The organism is Streptomyces sp. 2P-4 (assembly GCF_030167965.1).
Taxonomy (GTDB): Bacteria; Actinomycetota; Actinomycetes; order Streptomycetales; family Streptomycetaceae; genus Streptomyces; species Streptomyces globosus_A.
The window spans coordinates 498,429-520,727 of the sequence record NZ_CP095011.1; the positions used below are offsets into that span (position 1 = coordinate 498,429).

At 74.9% G+C, this 22,299-nt stretch carries 22 protein-coding genes and 1 pseudogene; 7 read left to right on the top strand and 16 right to left on the bottom strand.

The features are described from left to right. Positions 1-34 precede the first annotated feature (34 nt). Entirely contained in the window at positions 35-1,264 is a 1,230-nt protein-coding gene (locus MUK52_RS02295; RefSeq protein ID WP_284574361.1) for an MFS transporter, read from the bottom strand. Between the two features lie 168 nt (positions 1,265-1,432). Here MUK52_RS02295 and MUK52_RS02300 point away from each other — a divergent pair, with 168 nt between their 5' ends. Next, positions 1,433-1,906 (top strand): MarR family winged helix-turn-helix transcriptional regulator, encoded by a 474-nt coding sequence (locus MUK52_RS02300; protein ID WP_284574362.1) that lies wholly within the window; start codon positions 1,433-1,435, stop codon positions 1,904-1,906. 57 nt (positions 1,907-1,963) lie between these two features. Then, positions 1,964-2,689 (top strand): ribonuclease H family protein, encoded by a 726-nt coding sequence (locus MUK52_RS02305; protein WP_114055492.1) that lies wholly within the window; start codon positions 1,964-1,966, stop codon positions 2,687-2,689. Between the two features lie 63 nt (positions 2,690-2,752). Here the strand turns inward: MUK52_RS02305 and MUK52_RS02310 are convergent, their stop codons facing one another. The 5 genes from MUK52_RS02310 to MUK52_RS02330 form a co-directional block, all read right to left on the bottom strand. Then, positions 2,753-3,310, bottom strand: coding sequence for a hypothetical protein (locus MUK52_RS02310; RefSeq protein WP_284574363.1), 558 nt, complete (start codon positions 3,308-3,310; stop codon positions 2,753-2,755). Further along, a complete protein-coding gene (locus MUK52_RS02315) occupies positions 3,307-3,969 on the bottom strand; it encodes an RNA polymerase sigma factor (RefSeq protein WP_502963613.1) in 663 nt (220 codons plus the stop codon). Before MUK52_RS02315 ends, MUK52_RS02310 begins: the two co-directional genes overlap by 4 nt. A gap of 50 nt (positions 3,970-4,019) precedes the next feature. Then, positions 4,020-4,481: an LAETG motif-containing sortase-dependent surface protein gene (locus MUK52_RS02320; protein ID WP_284574367.1), complete on the bottom strand. Its 462-nt coding sequence runs from the start codon at positions 4,479-4,481 to the stop codon at positions 4,020-4,022. 202 nt (positions 4,482-4,683) lie between these two features. Further along, positions 4,684-6,279: a glycosyltransferase family 2 protein gene (locus MUK52_RS02325; RefSeq protein ID WP_284574368.1), complete on the bottom strand. Its 1,596-nt coding sequence runs from the start codon at positions 6,277-6,279 to the stop codon at positions 4,684-4,686. Between the two features lie 69 nt (positions 6,280-6,348). Further along, positions 6,349-6,723, bottom strand: a complete 375-nt coding sequence (locus tag MUK52_RS02330; protein ID WP_114055488.1) for a YbjQ family protein — start codon at positions 6,721-6,723, stop codon at positions 6,349-6,351. Positions 6,724-6,941: 218 nt separating this feature from the next. Here MUK52_RS02330 and MUK52_RS02335 point away from each other — a divergent pair, with 218 nt between their 5' ends. After that, positions 6,942-7,577, top strand: coding sequence for an SH3 domain-containing protein (locus tag MUK52_RS02335; protein WP_284574369.1), 636 nt, complete (start codon positions 6,942-6,944; stop codon positions 7,575-7,577). Here the strand turns inward: MUK52_RS02335 and MUK52_RS02340 are convergent. The 4 genes from MUK52_RS02340 to MUK52_RS02355 form a co-directional block, all read right to left on the bottom strand. Next, entirely contained in the window at positions 7,562-7,939 is a 378-nt protein-coding gene (locus MUK52_RS02340; protein WP_284574370.1) for an NYN domain-containing protein, read from the bottom strand. The genes MUK52_RS02335 and MUK52_RS02340 overlap by 16 nt on opposite strands. 52 nt (positions 7,940-7,991) lie before the next feature. Beyond that, a complete protein-coding gene (locus MUK52_RS02345) occupies positions 7,992-8,933 on the bottom strand; it encodes a phosphatase domain-containing protein (protein ID WP_246042522.1) in 942 nt (313 codons plus the stop codon). Positions 8,934-8,936: 3 nt separating this feature from the next. Then, positions 8,937-10,151: an RNA ligase gene (locus MUK52_RS02350; RefSeq protein ID WP_284574372.1), complete on the bottom strand. Its 1,215-nt coding sequence runs from the start codon at positions 10,149-10,151 to the stop codon at positions 8,937-8,939. 109 nt (positions 10,152-10,260) lie between these two features. Then, positions 10,261-10,695, bottom strand: a complete 435-nt coding sequence (locus MUK52_RS02355) for a VOC family protein (protein ID WP_114055484.1) — start codon at positions 10,693-10,695, stop codon at positions 10,261-10,263. 67 nt (positions 10,696-10,762) lie between these two features. On the opposite strand from MUK52_RS02355, the gene MUK52_RS02360 reads away from it, so the two are divergent. Beyond that, the gene (locus MUK52_RS02360) at positions 10,763-11,428 is read left to right on the top strand and encodes a YoaK family protein (RefSeq protein WP_284574373.1); all 666 of its coding nucleotides are present in this window, start codon (positions 10,763-10,765) and stop codon (positions 11,426-11,428) included. Between the two features lie 15 nt (positions 11,429-11,443). Here MUK52_RS02360 and MUK52_RS02365 read toward each other — a convergent pair whose 3' ends face one another. The 4 genes from MUK52_RS02365 to MUK52_RS02380 form a co-directional block, all read right to left on the bottom strand. Continuing rightward, positions 11,444-12,388 (bottom strand): tellurite resistance/C4-dicarboxylate transporter family protein, encoded by a 945-nt coding sequence (locus tag MUK52_RS02365; protein ID WP_502963532.1) that lies wholly within the window; start codon positions 12,386-12,388, stop codon positions 11,444-11,446. A gap of 76 nt (positions 12,389-12,464) precedes the next feature. Beyond that, on the bottom strand, positions 12,465-13,208 hold the full coding sequence (locus tag MUK52_RS02370) for a VOC family protein (RefSeq protein ID WP_114055481.1): 744 nt from the start codon (positions 13,206-13,208) through the stop codon (positions 12,465-12,467). A 167-nt stretch (positions 13,209-13,375) separates the two neighbouring features. Further along, positions 13,376-14,470 carry a carboxylate-amine ligase gene (locus MUK52_RS02375; RefSeq protein ID WP_114055479.1) on the bottom strand — a complete coding sequence of 365 codons (1,095 nt, stop codon included), beginning with the start codon at positions 14,468-14,470 and terminating at the stop codon, positions 13,376-13,378. Continuing rightward, complete coding sequence (locus MUK52_RS02380; protein WP_114058646.1) at positions 14,451-15,038, bottom strand: type 1 glutamine amidotransferase domain-containing protein; 588 nt, start codon at positions 15,036-15,038, stop codon at positions 14,451-14,453. Before MUK52_RS02380 ends, MUK52_RS02375 begins: the two co-directional genes overlap by 20 nt. A gap of 86 nt (positions 15,039-15,124) precedes the next feature. Between MUK52_RS02380 and MUK52_RS02385 the strand changes: the two are divergent. Together MUK52_RS02385 and MUK52_RS02390 are read left to right on the top strand one after the other, a co-directional pair. Further along, positions 15,125-15,991, top strand: a pseudogene (locus MUK52_RS02385) (AI-2E family transporter); the annotation flags it as partial. Positions 15,992-16,150: 159 nt separating this feature from the next. Then, positions 16,151-16,978, top strand: coding sequence for a SigB/SigF/SigG family RNA polymerase sigma factor (locus MUK52_RS02390; protein ID WP_174250513.1), 828 nt, complete (start codon positions 16,151-16,153; stop codon positions 16,976-16,978). Positions 16,979-17,028: 50 nt separating this feature from the next. On the opposite strand, the gene MUK52_RS02395 is transcribed toward MUK52_RS02390, so the two are convergent. Both MUK52_RS02395 and MUK52_RS02400 read right to left on the bottom strand, forming a co-directional pair. Beyond that, the gene (locus MUK52_RS02395; protein WP_114055477.1) at positions 17,029-17,523 is read right to left on the bottom strand and encodes an ATP-binding protein; all 495 of its coding nucleotides are present in this window, start codon (positions 17,521-17,523) and stop codon (positions 17,029-17,031) included. A 261-nt stretch (positions 17,524-17,784) separates the two neighbouring features. Then, the gene (locus tag MUK52_RS02400; RefSeq protein ID WP_284574374.1) at positions 17,785-19,122 is read right to left on the bottom strand and encodes an MFS transporter; all 1,338 of its coding nucleotides are present in this window, start codon (positions 19,120-19,122) and stop codon (positions 17,785-17,787) included. Between the two features lie 377 nt (positions 19,123-19,499). Here MUK52_RS02400 and MUK52_RS02405 point away from each other — a divergent pair, with 377 nt between their 5' ends. Further along, positions 19,500-22,247 (top strand): SpoIIE family protein phosphatase, encoded by a 2,748-nt coding sequence (locus MUK52_RS02405; RefSeq protein WP_284581635.1) that lies wholly within the window; start codon positions 19,500-19,502, stop codon positions 22,245-22,247. Positions 22,248-22,299 lie beyond the last annotated feature (52 nt).

A 22,299-nucleotide genomic window follows, 5' to 3' on the forward strand; every position in this document is an offset into this window, starting at 1 on the left:
GGTTCGGGTGGCGGGGCCGTACGCGGCCGCGGGATCAGCGGCCGGCAGCGGCGGGCACTTGGGCGGTGTTCGCGGTGGCCGGGGGGAGGGAGGCGGCGGTGACGCGTCCCGGGCGGGGGGCGGCGCGGCGCTCCAGGAGGCCCGAGACGACGGCGAGCACCAGGGCGGACGCTGCGAGCGTGGCGCCGACCCAGTTCGGGGCGGTCCAGCCGAGGCCGGCGGCTATGACGAGCCCGCCGAGCCAGGCGGCCAGGGCGTTGCCGAGGTTGAAGGCGCCGATGTTGACGGCGGAGGCCAGGGTGGGGGCGCCGGCGGCCTGGTCCAGGACCCGCTTCTGGAGCGGCGGCACGGTGGCGAAGCCGAGGGCGCCGATGAGGACGACGGTGGCGGCGGCGGCCGCCTTGTGGTGGGCGGTGACCGTGAACAGGGCCAGGACGAGGGCGAGCGCGGCGAGAGATCCGTACAGCATGGGCATCAGCGCCCGGTCGGCGAACCGGCCGCCCACGAGGTTGCCGGCGACCATGCCGAGGCCGAACAGGACGAGGATCCAGGTGACGGAGGAGTCGGCGAAGCCGGCCGTCTCGGTCATCATGGGCGTGATGTAGGTGATCGCCGCGAAGACGCCGCCGAATCCCAGGACGGTCATCGCCATCGCGAGCAGCACCTGCACGTTCTTGAAGGCGGCCAGCTCGTGCCGGACGCGGACGCCTTCGGCCCGGGGCAGCTCGGGGACCAGCCGGGCTATGCCGAGGAGGCCGGCGACGCCGAGGGCGGCGACGGTCAGGAACGTGGTGCGCCAGCCGAGGGTCTGTCCGACGAGGGTGCCCAGGGGGACGCCCACGACGTTGGCGACGGTCAGGCCGGTGAACATCATCGCGATGGCCCCGGCTTTCTTCTCGGGGGCGACGAGCTCGGCGGCCACGACCGCGCCGATGCCGAAGAAGGCTCCGTGTGCCAGGGAGGCGACGACGCGTCCGGTGAGCATGGCGCCGAAGCTCGGGGCGAGGGCGGACAGCAGGTTCCCGGCGATGAACAGCCCCATGAGCAGCATCAGCATCCGCTTGCGCGGTATGCGGGTGCCCAGGACCGTCATGACGGGGGCGCCGAGGACGACGCCGAGCGCGTATCCGGTGACGAGGAACCCGGCGGTCGGGATCGAGACGCCGTAGTCCGCCGCGACTTCGGGCAGCAGTCCCATGATCACGAATTCGGTGGTGCCGATCCCGAAGGCCCCGATGGCGAGGGCCAGGAGTGCGAGAGGCATGAGGGGGTGCCCTTCAGGGAGGAGACAGAGGTACCGCCGCGACCCTTGCAGCCGCCGCTTACTTGCGTCCACATTAATTGCAGACGCGGGATATTTGCAAGCGCGGGATATTGCATCGGTGCCCTATCCTGGAAGCGTGCGGGCACCCGGCCCGGAAGGAGGAGCCCCATGACGGCCACCGACGGCGCGGTCACCGCCCTCTCCCAGGGCTGGTGCGCCCTCTCCCTGCTGCACAGCCGCATAGAGGCGCACATCGAGCGCGCGCTGCAGGCGCACCACGACCTGAGCGTCCGCGAGTACTCCCTCCTCGACGTCCTCAGCCGGCAGCACGACGGCCCCGGCGGGCACCTGCGCATGAACCAGGTCGCCGACTCGGTGGTCCTGAGCCAGAGCGCCACGACCCGGCTGGTCAGCCGCCTGGAGGACCGCGGCCTGCTCAGCCGCTACATCTGCGACACCGACCGGCGCGGCATCTACACCGATGTGAGCCGGACGGGCCTGGAACTGCTCGCAGCCGCCCGACCGACCAACGACGCCGCGCTGCGGGAGGCGCTCGACGAGGCAGCCCGCAACCCGGAGCTCGCCCCCCTCGTCGACGCGGTGGAGAACATACGGCCCGGGGCGGCGCCGACCCGGGCCTGAGCGCGCACCCACCACCGCCCGGCGCGGGCAGTGCCCGCCGTACGGCATGATCGAGGGATGTCTGATCGGATCATTGCCGCCTGCGACGGAGCGGCGAAGGGCAACCCGGGACCGGCCGGCTGGGCGTGGGTCATCGCCGACGCGGCGGGCAGCCCGGAGCGCTGGGAGGCCGGCCCGCTCGGCCGGGCCACCAACAACGTGGGCGAACTCACCGCCCTTGCACGGCTGTTGGAGGCCCTCGAACCGGGAACGGCCGTCGAGGTGCGGATGGACTCCCAGTACGCCATGAAGGCCGTGACCCAGTGGCTGCCCGGGTGGAAGCGCAACGGCTGGAAGACCGCCGCCGGCAAGCCGGTCGCCAACCGCGAGCTCGTCGAGCGGATCGACGCACTCCTCACCGAGCGGGACGTGGAATTCCGCTACGTGCCCGCGCACCGCACCGACGGCGACCGCCTGAACGCCATCGCCGACCAGGCCGCCAGCGACGCCGCCACCACGCAGGAGGCCGCCGGGACCGCGCTCGGCACCGCCGGGATCCCCGTCCCCGACCCCTCGCGCAGCACCCCCGCCCGGCGCCCCTCCGCGGCCCCGGCCAAGCGGGCGTCCTCCCCCGGCGGCAAGGCCACCGGGCGCGGGGGGCGCGCCTCGGTCAAGGCGAAGTTCCCCGGCAGCTGCCCGTGCGGCAAGCCGTACGCCTCCGGGGAGACGATCGCGAAGGTCGGCGCCCGTTGGGGCCACCTGGCCTGCGCCGGAGCCGCCTCCCCGGACCCGGCCGCCCCGTAGCCGGCGCACGGCCCCGCGCCCGGGAGCAGGACGGCCGGCTTCGGCCGCGCGGCTTCCGGAGCCTCACCCGCCGCTGCGGCCCGGCACCGCCGACGGGGACGCCTGCGCACTCCCCTGCTGCGGAGCAGGGGAGGACGCCGGCGGAGCGGGCCGCGAAGCGGACGCCGAGGGCGAGGCGGGCGGCCGCTGTCCCTGCGGCGTCGGCGAGGGGCCCGGGGCCGGTGTGGCCCGGGTCGCGCCGGGCGAGGAGGGCTCCGGTGACGGCACCGCCGACGAGGCGTCCGGACCGGGCGCGGAGGGCACCGGCTCGGGCGTCGTGAACGCGGGCGGCACGGCGGGCGGCTCCGGCCGCACCGGCCCCGGGCCCTGCCCGGACAGCAGGTAGGCCGCCGCGGCGGCGGCCGCAGCCAGCCCGGCCGCCGCCGGCAGGGCGAACCGCCGCCGGTGCTGCGACAGCCGCGTCCACGCGCCGGCCCCGCGGCCCGCATGCGGGCCCGGCGGGTCGGCCGGGCGCAGCTCCCGTACGGTGACCGATGCCGCCCGGGCCCCGAGCGCCCGGCGCAGTCTGCGCTCGACCGGGCGCTCGACCGGATGCTCGACGGGGCGTTCGCCGTACGTCATGTCCGACCCTCCAGGATCCGTTCCAGCGCGTCCAGGGCGCGGCTCGCGTTCGACTTCACGGCGCCCCGGCTGATGCCGAGGGTCGCGGCGATCTCCGCTTCGCTCAGCTCCGCCCAGTAGCGCAGGACGAGGACCTGCCTGCGCCGGGGGGTGAGCCGGGCGAGCGCGGCGAGGACCTCCCGGTGGGCCTCGTCGAGGACGACGTGCTCCTCCGCGGACGGTACGTCCGCCGGGACCGGCGGCGTCCACGCACGGGCGGTGCGCCGGCGGCGCAGCACGGACCGGGAGGTGTTGACGACGGCGGTGCGCAGGTAGCCCAGGGGGTTGTCGACCTCGGCGATGTCCTCGCCGTGGCGGCGGTACAGGGCGGTGAAGGCGTCCTGGACGACGTCCTCGGCGGTGGCCAGGTCGTCGACGAGCAGGACGGCCAGGCGGACCATGCCCAGCCGGTGCGCGTGGTAGAGCGCGGACACCGTGGGCCGGGGCTCGGTGTCGCCCGGCCCCGGCCCCGGCTGCCCTTCCGGGCCGGCGGGCCCGTACCCCCGGCCCTGAACGGGCCCGTACGGGGCTGTGCCGAGCCCGGCAGAGACGTGCGGCGGGGACGGTTCGCGGAGCAGCAGTGCCCGCACGCCCCGCCATGCCCGGCGGAAGCCGGGCATGGCGGGGCGTGTGAGCGGTGCGGGCGGTGCGAGGTGGAGCACGGGCGTCCTCAGCCGCCGGCCCGGCGCCGCACGGCGTACAGGGTGCCGCCCCCGGCGGCGAGCAGGACGGCCGCGCCCGCCCCGACGGCGGCCGTGGCCGTCGAGGAGCCGGTCTCGGCGAGCTGGCTGCCGGCCGGCGCCGCGGCGGGCCCGCCGCCGGCCCTCTCGCCCCCGGCGGGCGCACTGGGCACGGCGCTGGGCTCGGCGGTCGGCGGGTGGCTGACCGAGGCGCTGGGCCGGGGGCCCGGGGTGGACGGCCGGCTCGGGGTGGCGCTGGGTGCCGGGCTCGGGGTGGCGCTCTCCGGCGCGGGGGTTGCCGTACTGGGCACGGGCGACGGCGTCGCGGACGCCGCGGGTTCGGCGGAGGCCGGCCCGGCGAGGGCGAGGGCCGCACCGGCGGCCGCGGCAGCGGCGACGGCGGCGGCAGCCGCCCGGCGGACGGGCGCGGGAAGGCGCTTGGCATGGCTCACGGTGGTTCTCCACGGTCGGTCGTCGAGGGCGCGGGAAGGCGCCCCTTCACCCCCGCACGACGCGCGACCCCGCCGGAGGTTGCCGCATCACCCGGAAAAGTTTTCGGAAGCAGCACGGGCCCGGCGGGCGGACGGACGGACAGGCGGACGGACGGACAGGCGGACAGGCGGACAGCAGGAGCTGCGTCCGCCCCGCACCGCCTCATCCCGTGGGCAGCGGAATCCGGCGGACCACCTCGAAGCTCAGGTTTCCGTACGCCGTGTAGAAGGGCGCGGCCGCGAGTTCGGTCGCCCCTCCCGGGTCCCGGGCCAGGACCTTGGCCCGGCGGGCCGTCCGGTCCAGGTCCGGGGCGTGCCGGCGGCCGAGCCGGACGGTGCGGGTGACCCCGGCGGCGCGGACGTTCAGGAAGCAGTCCCAGGTGCCCGGCGGGATCGGCTCGCCGTCGGCGATGCGGGCCAGGTCCACCTCGGCGAGGAACCCGGCGCCGTCGGGCTGCGGCGCCTCCTCCGCGGCCTCGGACACCGGGCGGGGCTCGGCGGGTACGGTGAACTCCCGACCGGTCTCCCGCTCCCGCAGGACGAGCTCGGTCTCCGCGCCGGCCGCGCCGACCGCACCGAGGGAGGGGATGCCGGCGTGGCCGGCGATCCGCAGGCGGCGCCCCTGCCAGGCCAGCGAGGACAGCTCGTGCTGCGCCTTCACCTGGTCGGTGACGTCGTAGAGCACGTCGGGCAGCCCGGCCGCCGGGTCGCGGAAGAGCGGGAGGCAGCGGTACACCCGGCCGTTCTCGACGAGGTGGCCGGGCGACGGCTCCTCGGCCGGGTCCCAGTCCATGAGCTGCTCGAAGACGGGCAGCGGGCTGCACACGAACGCGTACAACCGGATCCAGTCGATCCGCGGGAGTTCGCCCCCCATGTCCGGGGTCCAGTACGCCTCGACGAGCGCCCGCGCCCGTACGTAGACCTCCTGCGTGTACGCCGGGTCGTCGCCGCGGGCGGCGGAGGCCGGCCGCAGGGCGGTGCGCAGCAGGCTGCGGAAGTGGCGGCCGAGCATGCGCCGGCGCCCGACCGGGTCGGTGACCCGGTCGGCGACGAGCGCCATGACGCGCTCGATGTGCGCGACGGTCTCGTGGGCGGTGCGCGTCCGGGAGGTCAGGTTCTGCCCGTCGTCGCGGCGGCGCAGGTAGTAGCAGTCGTAGTCGCCGACGACGGATATGCGGGCGGCGGCCAGGAAGACGGAGGTGACGAAGATCTGGTCCTCGCCGTACCAGAGGTCCTCGGGGTAGCGCAGGCGCTCGTTCTCGATGACCTGGCGGCGCATCAGCTTGGCCGAGTGCAGGGAGCGGTAGACCTCGGAGGTGTACAGGTCCGCCTCGGCGGCGTGCCGGTGGGCCTTGTCGGAGACGGTCCGGCCCAGGCCCACCTGCCTGGCGAGGACGACGTCGCTGCCCTGGGCCTCGGCCATGCCGACGAGGCGCTGCAGGGCTTCCGGGCCGAGGTAGTCGTCGGCATCGGCGAAGAAGACGTACCGGCCGCGGGCGAGGTCGAGGGCCCGGTTGCGGGGGCCGCCGGGGCCGCCGGAGTTCGGCTGGTGCACGGCCCGGAACTGCGGGTACCGGGCGGCGTAGCGGTCGAGTTCGGCGCCGCTGCCGTCCGTGGAGCCGTCGTCGACGGCGATGACCTCCAGGCGTTCGGCTCCGATCGTCTGGCCCATGACGGATTCGAGGCATTCGCTCAGGTACGGCATCGCGTTGTACACGGCGATGATCACGGATACGTCGGGCACGGACTGGCGGTACATGCCCCGAGCATAGGTTCGCCGCCGGGCCGCCCGCGGGGCGGGTCCGGCGGCGGGCGGCCAGCAGGCGGGCTACGTGCCGGCGGGCACGAGCACCACGGCCGTGCCGTACGCGCAGACCTCGGTGCCGACGTCTGCGGCCTCGGTGACGTCGAAGCGCATCATCAGCACGGCGTTCCCGCCGCGGGCCTTGGCTCCCTCGATGAGGCGCTCCATGGCCTGGTTGCGGGTCTCGACGAGGGTCTTCGTCAGGCCCTTCAGCTCGCCACCGATCATGGACTTCAGGCCGGCTCCGATCTGGCTGCCGAGGTGGCGGGAGCGGACGGTGAGGCCGAACACCTCGCCGATCACGCGCTCGACGCGGTAGCCGGGGACGTCGTTCGTCGTGACGACGAGCACGCCGGTCTGGTCGGCGCCGGGGCCGCCGGTGTAGTCGTTGATGCCCATGCCCCCACTGTGGACGGCCCGCCCCTCCCCCGCATCCCCGGCGGCTCTCTCGTGGGAGCATTCCTTCCTCATTGGGCATTTCGGGCTAAACGCCGGTGAGCCACCGGGGCGGTGCGATCCGCCGTCGCCATAGTCGTCCCTGGCGACCGTCCGGTCGCCGCCCCCGGCCGGCGACGCGTTCGCGACCGGGTGGACGTCTTCGCATGAGGAGCCCGCACATGCAGAAGCCCACCAGGGCCGTCCTCGCCCTCGCCGCCGGAAGCCTGGTGCTCGGCTTCTCCGGCGCGGGCGCCGCCGTCGCCGCCGACGAGCCGGCCCGCCAGGTCGTCCTCCTGGAGCCGAAGAGCGACAAGTCCGGCAAGGAGCACGGCAAGCACTACGCCGTCGGCAAGGTCGTGGCCCGCGGCTCCCTGAAGGTCCGCAGCAAGCCCTCCACGCACTCGGACGTCGTCGGCCACGTCAAGGCCGACCACAAGGTCGCGATCCAGTGCAAGGCCCGCGGCGAGAAGGTCGACGGCAACGACCTCTGGTACCGCCTGCACCTCGAGGACGACGACGAGCACGGCAAGGGCCGCGAGGACAGGGACCGCGACGACTCCGACGACCGTGACGAGGACGAGGACGAGCAGGACCGCGAGGACCAGGACAACGAGGACTCGGACGAGGACACGGACGAGGACGCCGACGAGGACGAGGACGCGGACGAGGACGCCGACGACGAGGAGGCGGACAAGCGCTCCGGCCGGCCCGCCGACGACGGCAAGGCCGCCAAGGCGACGGGCGACCACAAGAGGGCCTGGGTTGCCGCCCGCTACGTCAAGAACCTCGACCACGTGGACTACTGCGGCAACTGACCGCCCGCTGAGCTCCCCGGGCGTACGGCACGCGGCCCCACGCACTGCGCCCCGTACGCCCGGACCCGGGCGCGCAGCTCCCGGTCCGACGTGACGACGACGCAGTCGCGCCCCTCGTACCCGGCGGCCAGCTCCACGATCCGGTCGTCGCCGCTCCCGGGCGCCGCGTCCACCCGTACCCCGGGCACCGACTCGACGCCCTTGGCCGCGCCCTCCACGACGAGGATGACCTCCTCGTCCGCGGAGGGCGCGCGGCGTGCCAGGAGGTCGCGCAGCCGCTCGGCCGCGCCCCTCCTGTCGCGCCACCAGCCGTCCGGCACGGATCCGACGACATTGGCCCCGTCCACGATCAGCACGCTCACGGTCCCAGTATGGGCTCGTGCACCGCCCCCGCGGCCGGCGGCCGGGGACGGCCTAGAAGTCGCCGTAGTTGACCTGCCAGGTCGGCAGGCCCATGCGCCGCCACAGCGCCACGACGCGGTCGCGGTCGTCCAGCGACACGCGCACCGCGTACCGGTGGCGGACGTGGGCGTCGAACAGCTCGGCCTTCACCACGTCGTCGCGCCGCGTGTCACCGGGCGGCCGCATCCACAGCTCGTCGTACGGCACCCCGTGCCGCGCGAGCCACGCCTCCGTCTGCGGGCGGTGCTCCTCCCCGCGGCCGGACAGCAGCACGATCGTGTCGCCCTCACCGCGCCGGAACGCCTCCAGCGCGTAGCGCACCGGCTCGTTGAGCAGGTCCACCTCGCAGCGCGTGAAGTCGTACGGGCTGCGGTCGCCGGTGAGGGCGAGCGTGCCGTCGATGTCGCACATCACGGCAGGCGGCAGCGCCGGGTCGGCCGTGTACGGCGTGACGGCCGGCTCGTCGTTCAGCCACTCCGCGGTCAGCCGCCAGCCGCCCTTGCGGGCGCCGGCCAGCTTCAGCGCGAGGCCGCGGATGACCTCCTCGCCGACGGGCCGCTCCCGGCCCGCGTCACGGCGCAGGCACTCCTCCACGGGCACGTGCGTGAAGTCGTGCACCGCGAACTCGGCGCGGCCTGCGACCGCCGCCTTGAGCCGCTTCGGTATCCGCGACGTCAGGTGGGTGTTGTCGACGACGACGTCGAAGCCGTCGTCGACGGCGGCGCGCACCGCCGCGTCCTGGACGGCCAGTACGGTCTGCTCGTGCCGGTACGAGCGCCCCCGCTCCGGGTCGGGCAGGTCGAGCATGGCACGCAGGTCGTCGAGGTTGACGCGGCGCATCCGCCCTGCGGCCTCGGCCTGGAGGGCGCGGGCCGCCGTCGTCTTCCCCGAGGCGGGAAGCCCCGTCATGACGTGGACCACGGGGCGGGCGGGCTCGTCGGGTCGTGCGGACACTGGTCAGTTCTCCTCGTCGTGCTTGAACGGGTCGGACGCCTGCGGCCGGATCTGCCGCCATGTGAGGAGTCCGGTCGGACGGTCGTCCAGACGCAGGAACAGGGCCGCGCGGATCCCGCCGTCCGGCAGAGCCTTCGCGGCGCGCGCGAACGCGCCCCGGTCGGCGGCGAGGTGGGCCAGCCCGCGGAATGCCTCGTCGACGGCCCGTTCGCGGCGCGCGGCCTCCTCTTCGAGGCGGTCGATGACGCCCCGCACCCATGCGTCGAACTCGTCCGGCACATGCTCCAGCAGCGCGTCGAGCGGCCTGCCGCCATGCGCCTCGAAGTCCGCCGCCGTGCACCCCAGTGTCTGCGCGAGCTGCTTGGCGGGCAGGCCGGCGAACCGCTGGACGCCGTGGGCACGCCAGATGTCCCGCTCGGTGACCCCGGTCAGGACCTTGTGCAGGCGTACGTACTCGGACAGCTTGGCCTTGGCGCGCACCCCCGACGCGAACCGCAGGACGAAGCCCTCCGCCTCGGTGCCGGCGGCGGTGTCGCCACCGGGCATCCGGCTCGCGCCGGTGAGCGCCACCAGTTCGTCGAGCGGCATGGCGGGCCACAGGCGGACCACGGATCCGACGCCCTCCCAGTGGCCGGCGGCCTCGGCGAGCGGGACCTCGGTGCCGTCCGCGCCGTACGCGGCGAGGAGGACGAGGTCGCGGCGGTCGCCGTAGTCGACGACGATGCGGTTCTGCGGGTACAGGATCTCCGCGAGGTACGTCACCCCGGGCACCAGCCCGGACGTGTCGCGGGTGTCGAGGCGGCGCTGCGCCCAGCGGGCCTGTTCGCTGATGAAGGACCCCTTGGAGGCGACCCGCCAGGCGCCTGCGTAGTGGAAGACGACCGCGAGGCTGCCGTCGACCTTCTCGTACACCTCGAACGGCTCGTCCGGCAGGGCCGGGGCGTACGGCCTGCCCGCCTCGTGCTCGCCGACGTTGAAGAACTTGGGCAGCGGCAGGGCCACGACGGCTCCGGTGGAGTCGTCGGCGACGAGTCCCCGGCAGCGCACGGTCACGTCGTTCCAGGCCTGCTCGTACTGGGCCGTCCGCGTGTAGGTGTAGAGGGACAGCGGCAGTTCGGGGTGCCGCTTGCGGCTGACGAGGCCGGTTTCGACGGCAGCCGCCAGGTCCTGCTGCGGCAGCAGGTCGTGCAGGGTCAGGTAGGCCTGCGTGTGGCCCATGGGTTCCTCCCGTTTCGAGATGCCTCATTCTCGGGTGCGGGAGGGACCGCCCGGTACCGAATTTGTGCTGGTGGAGAGGTCGCCGCCAGCGGCGGCGACCCCGTGCACGCTATTCGGTGACGCAGAGTTCGTTGCCCTGGGGGTCGGCGAGCGTGGTCCAGGTGAAGGGGCCCTGGCGGCCCTCGTGCAGGCGCACGGCCCCCTTGGCGATGAGCCGTTCGACGACGGTCCGGGGGTCGTCGGAGCCGGTGCGGATGTCGAGGTGCACGCGGTTCTTCACGGTCTTGGGCTCCGGGACGAGTTGGAACAGCACGCGGGGCGCCCGGTCCGCGCCCTCCGGGTGGCGGATCGCGGCGCCGGCCTTCCAGACCAGGGCGCCGCGGTGCGTGGTCGTGTCGTCCTCGCCCGCCTGACCGGTCTCCACCATGCGGCGGATGAACGCCTCGTCGGTCGGCTCGACCTCCCAGCCGAGGGCGTCGGCCCACCAGTCGGCGAGCACGTGCGGGTCGTTGCTGTCGATGGTCACCTGGAACGTGTAGGTCATGCAGGGACCCTACTGACGGGCACCGACAATCCGTCGTGCGCACCGCGCGGGCGGGAAGGGGTGGTGCATGGACGGGGACGGCCGGCCGACGGCGGCCGCGGTTCCGCCGCTGCTGCTGCTCGGGCTGACGTTCGTGAGCGGGCTGGTCGACGCGGCGGTCTTCCTGGGCCTGGAGCACGTGTTCGTCGCCAACATGACCGGCAACACGGCCTTTCTGGCCTTCGCCCTGGCCGGCGCGGACGGGTTGTCGGTGGGGGCGTCGCTGCTGGCGCTCGGCGGGTTCGCGGGCGGGGCCGTGGCCGGCGGGGCGCTCCGCCGGGGCCGGCCCGCCCGGCGGGTCTTCGGGCCGCTGGTGTCGGTGCAGGCGCTGCTGGCGGCCGCCGCCCTGGCGGTGTGGGCGGCGGGCGGCCCGCAGGCGGTGCCCGTGGTGCTGCTGGGGCTGGCGATGGGCGTGCAGAACGCCGTGGTGCACCGGGCGGCCGTGCCCGACCTGCCGACCACGGTCGTCACCAGGGCCCTGGCCGGGCTGGCTGCCGACCCGTGGGGACGCGGGTCGCTGCGGCGGCTGGGGTCGGTTGCGGTGCTGTTCGGCGGGGCACTGGCCGGGGCGGCGGCGACGCTGCGCTGGGGGCCGGGGCCGGCGCTGGCCGCGGCGGTCGCCGTTCTGGTGTGCGTCGCGGCGGCGGGCTTCCCCGCGGCCCGGCAGGCGGGGGCGGGACGCGCCCGCCCGTAAGGCCGGCGGGCTGGGTCAGTGCCGGGTCGGCCGGCCGGATCCCGGCCGTCCGGAGAGGGGGCGTCCCGCGGCAGGGCCGCCCGGCCGGCGGCGGAGGCCGGCGGCGGCAAGGGTGGCGCAGGTCAGCAGCCACGCCGCGACGGCGATCCACAGCAGCACCGCGCCGAGTTCCCGCAGTCCGGCCACTCCGGTCGCGCCGGCCGCCGAGATGCATGCGGCGGCGGTCATGCCGAGCGGGAACACGGTGGCCCAGCGCCGGATGTCGTACCGCGGCCGCCACGCGCGCAGCTCGGCGCCGAGGAGGAGCGCGTACCAGGCGAGCGACAGCGCGAGGAGGACGAGCGTGGTCCAGCGCAGGGCGGCGTGGGGGGCGCCGGTCCACACGGGGGACGCGGTCAGCCGCGAGCCCGCGAGGGCGGAGATGGCGAGCGCGCCGCCGGCGACCCAGTGGTCCCCGGCTCCCTTGAGCACCTCGCGCAGGTCGAACCGGGCGAGGGCCTGCGCGTAGAGGAGCAGTCCGAGGCAGAAGGCGGCCAGTGCGGCCCGCGCGAGCCAGTCGAGGCGCCAGGCGTCCGCGAGCATCGCGGAGAGCACGGCCAGACCCTGCGTGGCGACGCAGACGAGGAAGGCGCCGCCCGGCATGCGGCGCTTCAGGTGCCGTTCGACGGCGATGAGCAGGCCGGGCCACAGCAGCGCCGCCAGTGCGAGGAGTGCGGCCGCGGCGGCCTGCCGCCCCATGAGGGAGAGCCGGCAGCCGAGCACGGTGGTGGCGGCCACGGCCGTCAGCGCGGCGGGGGTGTAGGCCTCGGCGCGGAACCGGCCGCGGTCGCGGACGAGCCGGACGGCGAAGTCGTACGCGAGGACCAGGTACAGGGCGCAGGCGACGGCCAGGAAGGCGAGGGAGAGCTCCTCGTGGCCGAGGAGCTCCAGTCCGGCGGAGATGACGGCCGGGGCGAGCACGGCCGCGCCGGCGGCCGGGGGCAGGTCGGCCGGCCACGGCCGCCCCCGGCGGGAGCGCCCGCCCGCGGCGCGGATGTCAGCCCTCCGGGGCCCGCGCGGCGGTGAGGGTCAGCATCGCCCCTTCCGGGTCGCGGACGGTGACCCACCGCGCGTCGGGGCCGGAGACGATCGTGGACAGGGTGGTGCCGCCGGCGGCGCCGACGGAGTCGATGGCCTCGTCCAGGTCGCGGACGCGGAAGTAGACGTGCCAGCGGGGCCGGGACTCCGGGATGTGCGCGGTCGCGTCGGTGATGCCGCCGTTCAGGCGGGCGACGGGTTCGCCCGTCTGGCGCAGGACGACCTGGTCGTCCTCGTAGGCGACCTCGCAGCAGCCGGGGCGGCCCGTCGCCCATTCCAGGACCTCGCCGTAGAACATGGCCGCCTCGAAGGCGTCCCGGGTGCGCAGCTCCAGCCAGGCGGGGGCGGGTCCGCGGCCCACGCGCCAGTCGGCGCGGACCCCGCCCTGCCAGATGCCGAAGACGGCGCCCTCCCGGTCGGCGGCGAGCGCGCCGCGGCCGCCGTTGGCGAAGGACACGGGTCCGACCGCGATGGTGCCGCTGCGCTCGCGGATACGGTCCGTGGCCACGTCGGCGTCCTCGACGGCGAAGTAGGGCGTCCAGGCCGGGGCGACGACGACGTCGCCGCCCATCGCCCCGATCCCGGCGACCGGCACCCCGTCCGCCTCGGCGACGGCGAACGCGTCGCCCAGGCGGGCGGCCCGGAACTTCCAGCCGAGCACTCTGCCGTAGAACTCCTGCGCCTGCTGGAGGTCGCGGGCCATGAGGCTCACCCAGCACGGGGCGCCGAAGACCTCCCTCGTAGAAATCTCCACGGTTCACGCTCCGTCCTTGTCCCGCCCATCCTCGCTTCGGGGCCGGTGGCCCGCACCTCGGGCCCGGCTCGGACGGCCGTACGGGCCGTACGGCCGTCCGGGCCCCCGGCGGCCGCTCAGGCGGCGGGGCCGTGGGCGGTGATGAGGTCCAGCAGCGCCGGCATACCGCCTTCGGTGAGGGCCCGGCGCTGGCGGTCCGCCGGGGTGCCCTGCTGGAGCAGCCGGTGCAGCAGGCCGCTGACCTCGCGCAGGTCGCCGGCGTCCTCCAGGGCCGGGGTGATGTGCTGCAGCAGCATGCACAAGACGTCGCCCGCGCTGTGCCGCCGCCCGTCCGGGTCCATGAGGGCACCGCCGAGGCCGTGCCGGGCGGCGTGCCACATGGAGGCCTGGAGCAGCTCCTGGGCGCACCGGGGCTGCGGCGCGCCGGCCTTCTCCTCCGCGATCGCGGTGGTGACCAGCGCCCGGACGATGCCGGCGAGGAGCACCGCGTCGACCGCGTCGAGCTGCACGTCCAGGCACCTCACCTCCACGGTGGGGTAGCGCTCGGACAGCCGGGCGTGCCAGTACAGCTGTCCCCGGTCGGCGATGAGGCCGGCCTCCTGCAGCGCGTCGACGCGCTGCTCGTAGTCGGCGAGGGTGGGGAAGTAGGGCGGCGGTCCCGCCACCGGCCAGCGGCCGAAGACGAGGGTGCGCCAGCTGGCGAAGCCGGTGTCGCGGCCGTCCCACATGGGGGAGTTCGCGGACATGGCCAGCAGTGTGGGCAGCCAGCCCCGGAGCCGGTTGATGACGGCGAGCCCGGTCTCGCGGTCGGGGACGCCGACGTGGACGTGCATGCCGTTGATCAGCTGTTCGTCGACCAGGCGGCGGGCCTCCTCGCGCATCTTGAGGTAGCGCGTCTCCTGGGTGATCGCGGGCGGCACGCCGTCGCGCAGCGGCACGGTGGCGGAGGTGGCGAGCCGGCAGCCGAGCTCCTCGGCTGCCGAACCCACTGCGTGCCGCAGCCGCAGCAGGTGGCCGCCGACCTCTTCCAGGTCGCTGCACACGGGGGTGGCGACCTCGACCTGTGCCTGGAGCAGCTCGTGCTGCACCTCGCCCTCGTCGACCATCAGCGCGAGGCCCGCTCCGACGCGGACGTCCTCGGCGCGCGCCACGGGAAGGCGCGTGAGCGGATCGAGCAGGACGTACTCTTCCTCAACCCCGACGGTTGTCATGTCCCCCGAACTCCTCGACGAGCGCGGCACAGAAGGCGTCCAGGTCGCCCGGCTTGCGGCTGGTGACCAGGGTGGAGGGGGCCGCCCGGCAGACGTGGACCTCCTCGTCCACCCAGGCGCCGCCCGCATTGCGGATGTCGGTGGCCAGGCTCGGCCAGGAGGTCAGGATGCGGCCGCTCACGGCGCCCGCTTCCACGAGCGTCCAGGGGGCGTGGCAGATCGCGGCGACGGGCTTGCCGGCGTCGACGAAGTGGCGGACGAACTCGACCGCTCCCCCGTGCAGGCGGAGGGCGTCCGGGTTGGCGACGCCGCCGGGCAGGACGAGGGCGTCGAAGCCGGCGGCGAGGTCGGCCGGGCTGCCGCCGTCGCCGCCGTCGCCTCCGGCCTCGCCGACGACGTCGTCGACGGTGTGGCGGCCTGCCTTGTCGAGGTGCCGGTACGCGCGCACGTCCCCCGGCTCGGTCGAGACCAGCCGCGGGATCCACCCGGCCTCGAGCACCGCCTTCCAGGGCTGGGTGAGTTCGATCTCCTCGACCCCTTCGGGCGCGGTCAGAAACGCGATGCGCACCAGGCTCACTCCTTCGGTCCGTGCCCGGGAGGCCGGTGCCTCCTCGGCGGGCGCCGTGCGTCTGCCCTGGCGCACCTGTCTCAAGCATGGCAGGAACGGCCGCATACGGAATTCAGCGTTCCGGTACGTCGGGGCTTCGTTCGGGCGAATCCGGCCGCGGGCGCGTGCGGCGCGCCGTGCCGCGTGGGACCTCGCAGGGCAGGCGGCCCGGCAGCCGCGGGCAGAGGGGGTGCGCACAGGTGGTGAGGCGATCCGGGACGCGGGCGCGCGTCCGGGCGGGTGCGCGCCGGCCGGACGCACGGCGGACCGGCGGAAAGGATGTGCCGCCGCGCGTGTCGCCCGCGCTGCGCGCCGCGTCGGAGTACGCCTGGCGGCTCCTGGTGGCGGGCGCGGCGGTCTATGCCGCGTTCACGGTGCTGGGCCGGTTCCACGAGGTGGCCGTGGCCGTGTTCCTCGGGCTGGTCGGGACCGCCCTGCTGCGGCCCGCCGCCGACCGGCTGAACCGGTGGATGCCGCGCCCCGCGGCCGTGGCCTGCGCGCTCGTCGGGAGTGCCGTGGTCCTGCTGGGTGTGCTCGCGTTCGCGGGCGAGACCGTGGCCGCGGGGTGGCCCTCCCTGGTCGCCGAGTTCCGCGAGGGCGTGGACCGGCTGCTGCCGCTGCTGCAGCGGCCTCCGCTGGACCTGGACCCCGAGGCGCTGTCCGGTGTGCGCGACCGGATGGGCGCGTACCTCTCCGACCACCGCGAGGCGCTGCTCAGCACGGCGCTGAGCGGCGCCGGGCGGCTGGTGCAGGTGCCGGCGGTGGCGGCGCTCGGGCTGTTCTGCGCGATCTTCTTCATCGCTTCCGGCGACCGCCAGTGGCAGTGGCTGTGTGCGCAGCTCCCGCCGCGCGCCGCCGAGCGGGTGGCGGTCGCGGGCCGGGCGGCGTGGCACACGTTCACCGGGTACACGCACGGGATCGTGCTCCTCCCACGGCATGCTGACCGGTGGGTGGTTTGCGGAGGTTCGTTCCGCTTCGGGTCGGCGTGCTCGGGGTATATACCCCGGGACAGCTCACGAGACGGCCGACCCGCATCGCCCGTTGCGGCGCGACCGCCCGTCGGAGGAGCGAGCATGCACAGCACCGAGGTCACCGAAGGCATCCCGCAGGACACGCTGGGCGTCAGCACCGGCGAGGCCCGTACCCTGTCGGAGACCCTGTTCCGCAGGCTGCGGGCGCTCGACGAGGGCGGTGCCGCGTACTCGTACGTGCGCAACACGCTCGTGGAGCTCAATCTGAGCCTGGTCAAGTACGCCGCCCGCCGCTTCCGCGGACGCAGCGAGCCGATGGAGGACATCGTCCAGGTCGGCACGATCGGCCTGATCAAGGCGATCAACCGGTTCGACCCGGAACGCGGGGTGGAGTTCACGACGTTCGCCCTGCCCACGATCACCGGCGAGATGAAGCGGTTCTTCCGCGACACGAGCTGGGCCGTCCGGGTGCCCCGCCGGCTCCAGGAGCTGCGGATCGACACCGCGAAGGCGCACGACGCGCTGGAGCAGGAACTGGGACGCGAGCCCACGGACGCGGAGATCGCCGAGCACCTGCACGTCTCGGAGGAGGAGTTCGCGGAGGGCCTGAAGGCGTCGCACGCCTACTCGGCGCGCTCCCTCGACGTGCCGGAGCGCGACGAGGGCGAGCGCCGCGCCCACGTCGGCCATCGGGCCGTGATCGGCGCGGACGAGGGCGCGTACGACCGGATCGAGTGCCTGGAGTCGCTCAAGCCTATCCTGGAGACGCTGCCGCCGCGCGAGCGGACGCTGCTCTCGCTGCGCTTCGGGGACGAGCTGACGCAGTCGGAGATCGGCGAGCGGCTGGGCCTCTCGCAGATGCATGTGTCTCGGCTGCTGAGCCGCACCCTGGCCAAGCTGCGGGCCGGGCTCCTGGAAGACGACGCGTGACCGCCGCTGCGGCGGGCCGCCGGGCGGCCCCGCCGCAGCGCGGCTCCTCCTCACGGCGGGGGCGCGGGGGCCGCCACCTCGGCCCACACGGTCTTTCCGACCCGCCCGTCGGGGTAGGCCTCCCAGCCCCAGCTGCGCGCCAGGCGGTCGACGACCAGCAGGCCGTGGCCGCCCGGAAGGGCGGGATCGGTATTCGTCCGGCGGCGGGGGCGCTCGGGGCTCCCGTCGCCGACCTCCACACGCAGGAGGCCGTCCGAATGGCGCAGGACGAAGTCGTCGGGGCCGCCCGCGTGCAGACAGGCGTTCCCGACCAGCTCGGACACCATCAGCAGGACGTCCTCGACGGCCGCCGCCCAGACGTCCGGCGCCGACGGGGGGCGTACGCCGTTCAGATGGCGCCCTGCGGCGCCAGGAGCCGTCACGGGGGCGGCGGGCGGAATCGACCAGTGCCAGTCGGAGAGCGCCTGCCGGGTGAAGTCGCGGCACCGGGCGACGATCCCCGAGGTGCCTGCGCCGAGGGACAGCCTGCGGACGTCCTCGCTCATGGGCCCTCCCCTGCGGCGCCGGCGGATACCGCCTCCGTCGCGGTCGCATCGAACGAGAACCGCCGCACCATCGCGCTCCGTCTCCTGCCTGCCCTCGGGGCTGCCGATGCCCGCATACCCGGCCCGGGGAAGAAAATTCACCGGGCCGACGGCATGGGCTCACCGTGGGGACCCGCCCGGACGCCCCGCGCGGGCTGCCGCCGCGCCGGGCTGCGCGTCCCGACGCCATTGTGGCCCGCCGCGAGGGCTCCGCGCCGGAGCTCAGCCGGCCCGGACCGGTTCGCTCCCGCCCGGGAAGGCTGCGGCCCTGCCTCCTGCGGCCGATCGGTGGCGGAGGGCGGCCAGGCGCCGCAGGGCCGCACGCCGCTGTACGAGGGACAGGCCGGCGACGGCAGCCCCGAGTCCGAGCCACCCGGCGGGCCCCGCGGCCATGACCGCGCCGGTCAGCAGCAGCGGGCCGACGGCCTTCTGGACGGACGGGGAGATCCCCGCGACGCCCAGGTACGAGGCGCGCGCCTCCCGGGGCGCGAGGGAGACGGCGAGCTCCCACGAGGACACCGAGCGCACCAGCTCGGCGGCGGTGACGAGCACCGCCGCGGCCAGCAGGGCGGCGGAGGCGGCCCAGGCACCGCGGGCGGGCGTGAGAGCGAGCAGCACACAGGCGCCGAGCACGGCGAGCCCGTACCAGCCGGCGGCCCGCGCGGCCTGCTCCGGCTCGTGGACCCGGGCGGAGACAGCCAGCTGGAGCAGCACGGTGAGGACGGTGTTGACCGCGAGGACGGCCGGTACGAGCGCGTGGGGCGCGTCGGTGTGGTGGATCAGCCACAGCGGCAGCCCGACGTTGAGGAGGGAGTCGTCGAGGTTCATGGGAATGTCCAACACCACGAACCGGAGGTACCCCCTGTCCCGCCAGGGACTGCCGCCGCCCCGCTCCGCGGCCGCCCCGGCCGGAGGCGCTTCCTCCCCGGGCGGGGCGACGAGACGCCCGTGCCCGAGGGGTTCGCTCGTACGCCCGACAAGCAGCGCGGCGACGAGGAACGACAGGGCGTTGCCGAGGATGAGCAGTTCGTACGCACCGCGGGTGCCCACGGCCAGCCCGAGGGCGGCAATGCCCGCACCGACGGCGTACCCGGCGTTGGCGGCGCTGCGCGACAGCGCCTGGTAGGTGCCGCGCCGCTCGCCGGCGACGCGGGTGGCGAAGAGCATCTCCAGCGTCTTGGCCGCCCGGTCGCCGAGGTGGGTGAGTGCGACAAGCAGGAGCAGGGCCTCGTACCGGGTGGTGGAGAGGAGCGCACACAGCGCGACCATCCGTACCAGGTGACAGGCGATGAGCATGGGGCGGACGGCGAACCGGTCGGCGAGGTGTCCGGCGAGGGGCGACCCGGCGATGCCGGCCACGGCTGCTGCCCCGACCATGAGCCCCAGCTGCCCTGCGCCGAGCCCGATGACATAGGTGAAGTAGAGAACGGACGAGGCGGCCCACACACCCGTCCCGACCCGGTCGAGCAACTGCGCAAGCAGCATGATCCGCGCGTCCCGCCCGCCGGGCGGTCGGCATATCTGCGCCACCAGCCCCTCGGGGCGCCCCCACCACCGCATGCCAGGCCTCCGCTCCCCCGCGAAAAGTATCTCGATGTCGAGATACTTCGCGGTAGCCTGCCGCACATCAATCTCGACGTCAAGATATTTCGGGGAGGGCATCCAGGCCCGGCGGCGAGCGAGGCGCCCACCCGGCCCCGCCCGCGTGGGAGGCGCGGCAGTGCGGAGCAGGAGCCACCGCAACGGGCCCGGGCGGAGGCCGGTTTCAGGAGGGCGCGGGGCGGGGAGCAGCTCCGCGCCGCGGCTCCGGCGCCCGCCGATGACACGGCGCCGCCCGACGTGCCCGTCCGCCGCTCCCGGCCCTCACCCGGCGACAGTGCTACAAATGGTCTCGTGACCCAGCCTTGCAACCCGTGCCGGGGACATCGGTGCGGTCACTGAGCGGGAAGCGCCCGCGGAGCGTCGCCACACAGGTATTCGTCCTCCAGGTGGCGATCGTGGTGCTGCTCGCCGCCGGGGCCGTGCTGGCGCTGGTGCTGCAGTCCCGCAGCGATGTCGAGCGCGAGGCCCGGAACCGGTCGGTGTCCGTCGCCGAAACCTTTGCGCACTCCCTCGGGCTGCGCGAGGCCCTGGAGTCCCCGGACCCGTCCGCGATCCTGCAACCGCTCACGGAGGAGACCCGCAAGGCGGCGGGCGTCGACTTCATCGTCGTGATGGACACCCAGGGGATCCGCTACACCCACCCGCTCCCCGACCGCATCGGCAAGCGGTTCGTCGGCACGATCGAGCCGTCGCTCGCCGGGCAGGTGCACGTGGAGAGCGTCGACGGCCCTCTCGGCAAGGAGATCCAGGCGGTCGTGCCCGTCTTCGCCGAGGGCAGCAGCGGCCCCGTGGAGGCCCTGGTGTCGGCGGGCATGACCGTCGAGAACGTCAGCGGCCTCGTCGACCGCCAGCTCCCCGTGATCCTCGGCGCCAGCGCGGCCGGCCTGGCACTGGGCACCGCGGGCGCCGGCCTGATCAGCAACCGCCTGCGCCGGCAGACCCGCGGCCTCGGCCCGCTCGAGATGACCCGCATGTACGAACACCACGACGCGGTGCTGCACGCGGTGCGCGAAGGCGTCCTGATCACGGACCGCGACGGCCGCCTGCTCCTCGCGAACGACGAGGCGAAACGACTCCTCGGCCTGCCGCCCGACGCCGAGGGCCGGCACATCAGCGAGCTCGCCGAACTCGACGGGAACCTCGCCGGCCTGGTGCTTTCGGGCCGCGAGGCGACCGACGAGGTGCTGGAGGCCGGGGAGCGGCTGCTCGTCATCAACCAGCGCCCCACCCGCCCCCGCGGCCGCCCCGAGGGCATGGCCGTCACCATCCGGGACTCCACGGAGATGCGGGTGCTCAGTACGCGCGCCGAGGCGGCCCGCAGGCGGCTGCGGCTGCTGTACGACGCCGGTGTCGGCGTCGGCACCACCCTGGACGTCGAGCGCACTGCCCAGGAGCTCGCCGACGTGGCCGTGCCGCGGTTCGCCGACTTCGCGACCGTCGACCTGGCGGAACCGGTCCTGCGGGGCGACGAGCCCACCGCCGCACCGGGCGACCTGCGCCGCACCGGCGTCAGCGGCATCCGCGAGGACATCCCGCTCTACCCGCGCGGCCGGGTGATCGACTTTCTGCCGTCCACGCCGCAGGCACGGGGCCTGAGCAGCGGCAGGGCCGAGGTCATCGCCAACCTGAAGAAGGCACCCGGCTGGTACGCGCAGGACCCGCCGCGGGCCCAGGCCGTCATCGACTACGGCATCCACTCGCTGATCACGGCGCCCCTCAAGGCCCGCGGGGTGGTCCTCGGCGTGGTCAACTTCTGGCGCTCCGAGAAGCCGGAGCCGTTCGACGAGGAGGACCTGTCGCTGGCGGAGGAGCTGGTGGCCCGGGCCGGCGTCAGCATCGACAACGCCCGCCGCTACACCCGCGAGCACGCCGTGGCGATCACTCTCCAGCACAGCCTGCTGCCCCGGGACCTGCCGGAGCAGAGCGCCGTGGAAGTGGCCCATTACTACCTGCCCGCGCAGTCGGGGGTGGGCGGCGACTGGTTCGACGTGATCCCGCTGCCTGCCGGGCGGGTCGCGCTCGTCGTCGGCGACGTCGTCGGGCACGGCCTGCACGCCGCGGCCGCCATGGGCCGGCTCCGCACCGCCGTCCTGAACTTCTCCTCCTTGGACCTGCCGCCCGACGAGCTGCTCGCCCGCCTCGACGACCTCGTGCAGTACACCGACCAGAACGGCGAGGGCGGAGGCGCCGAAGGCGGCCTCCTCGGCGCCACCTGCCTGTACGCCGTCTACGACGCGGTGGCGCGGCGCTGCACGGTGGCGCGCGCGGGGCACGTCCCGCCTCTCGTGGTACACGCCGACGGCACGGTGGAGGCGCCGGAGCTGCCGGCCGGCGCGCCGCTGGGCCTGGGCGGGTTCCCGTTCGAGTCGGCCGAACTGGACCTGGCCGAGGGGAGCCGACTGGTCCTGTACACGGACGGGCTGATCGAGGACCGCACCCGGGACATCGACGAAGGGCTCGACCTGCTGCGCGCCGCCCTCTCGCGTGCCGGCCCGAGCCCGGAGGACACCGTGCGGGCGGTCCTCGCCGAGCTGCTGCCGGTGCGGGCCCGCGACGATGTCGCCCTGCTCGTCGCCCGTACGTCGGCCCTGTCGGCCGACCGGATCGCCGAATGGGACGTGCCGTTCGAGCCGAGCGCGGTGGGGCAGCTTCGCGCCGCCGCGACCGCGAAGCTGGAGGAGTGGGGCCTGGAGGAGCTGGTGTTCGGCACGGAGCTGGTGCTCAGCGAGCTGATCACGAACGCGATCCGGCACGGCGCCGAGCCGGTCCGCGTACGCCTCCTGCGGGATCGGGTGCTGACCTGCGAGGTCTTCGACGGCAGCAGCAGCTCCCCGCGCCTGCACTACGCGACGACGACGGACGAGGGAGGCCGCGGGCTGTTCCTCGTCGCCCAGCTGAGCCGGCGGTGGGGGGCCCGGTACACGCCCGAGGGGAAGGTCATCTGGTCGGAGCAGCAGATCCCGGACCTCGGGGAGGGCGACGGGGACCTTGCGGCGGCCGCGTCCGCCGTGGACACGGCGGGAGCGGCGGCCTCCGGCGACGCCGCCGACGTCCCCGGCCCTGCGGGGCACGCGGGTGCATAGGGCGGCGGGGGCTCCGTGAGGCGATGGCCGCGAACGCTCGAAAGCCCCGGAC

Coding starts and splice junctions, on each gene's coding strand:
- MUK52_RS02310 (WP_284574363.1), bottom strand. CDS start 3,310: ATGACGTACGGCGAACGCCCCGTCGAGCATCCGGTCGAGCGCCCGGTC.
- MUK52_RS02395 (WP_114055477.1), bottom strand. CDS start 17,523: ATGAGCGAGGACGTCCGCAGGCTGTCCCTCGGCGCAGGCACCTCGGGG.
- MUK52_RS02360 (WP_284574373.1), top strand. CDS start 10,763: ATGGACGGGGACGGCCGGCCGACGGCGGCCGCGGTTCCGCCGCTGCTG.
- MUK52_RS02325 (WP_284574368.1), bottom strand. CDS start 6,279: ATGTACCGCCAGTCCGTGCCCGACGTATCCGTGATCATCGCCGTGTAC.
- MUK52_RS02400 (WP_284574374.1), bottom strand. CDS start 19,122: ATGCGGTGGTGGGGGCGCCCCGAGGGGCTGGTGGCGCAGATATGCCGA.
- MUK52_RS02305 (WP_114055492.1), top strand. CDS start 1,964: ATGTCTGATCGGATCATTGCCGCCTGCGACGGAGCGGCGAAGGGCAAC.
- MUK52_RS02300 (WP_284574362.1), top strand. CDS start 1,433: ATGACGGCCACCGACGGCGCGGTCACCGCCCTCTCCCAGGGCTGGTGC.
- MUK52_RS02295 (WP_284574361.1), bottom strand. CDS start 1,264: ATGCCTCTCGCACTCCTGGCCCTCGCCATCGGGGCCTTCGGGATCGGC.
- MUK52_RS02370 (WP_114055481.1), bottom strand. CDS start 13,208: ATGGCCCGCGACCTCCAGCAGGCGCAGGAGTTCTACGGCAGAGTGCTC.
- MUK52_RS02390 (WP_174250513.1), top strand. CDS start 16,151: ATGCACAGCACCGAGGTCACCGAAGGCATCCCGCAGGACACGCTGGGC.
- MUK52_RS02330 (WP_114055488.1), bottom strand. CDS start 6,723: ATGGGCATCAACGACTACACCGGCGGCCCCGGCGCCGACCAGACCGGC.
- MUK52_RS02315 (WP_502963613.1), bottom strand. CDS start 3,969: ATGCCCGGCTTCCGCCGGGCATGGCGGGGCGTGCGGGCACTGCTGCTC.
- MUK52_RS02355 (WP_114055484.1), bottom strand. CDS start 10,695: ATGACCTACACGTTCCAGGTGACCATCGACAGCAACGACCCGCACGTG.
- MUK52_RS02350 (WP_284574372.1), bottom strand. CDS start 10,151: ATGGGCCACACGCAGGCCTACCTGACCCTGCACGACCTGCTGCCGCAG.
- MUK52_RS02375 (WP_114055479.1), bottom strand. CDS start 14,470: ATGACAACCGTCGGGGTTGAGGAAGAGTACGTCCTGCTCGATCCGCTC.
- MUK52_RS02335 (WP_284574369.1), top strand. CDS start 6,942: ATGCAGAAGCCCACCAGGGCCGTCCTCGCCCTCGCCGCCGGAAGCCTG.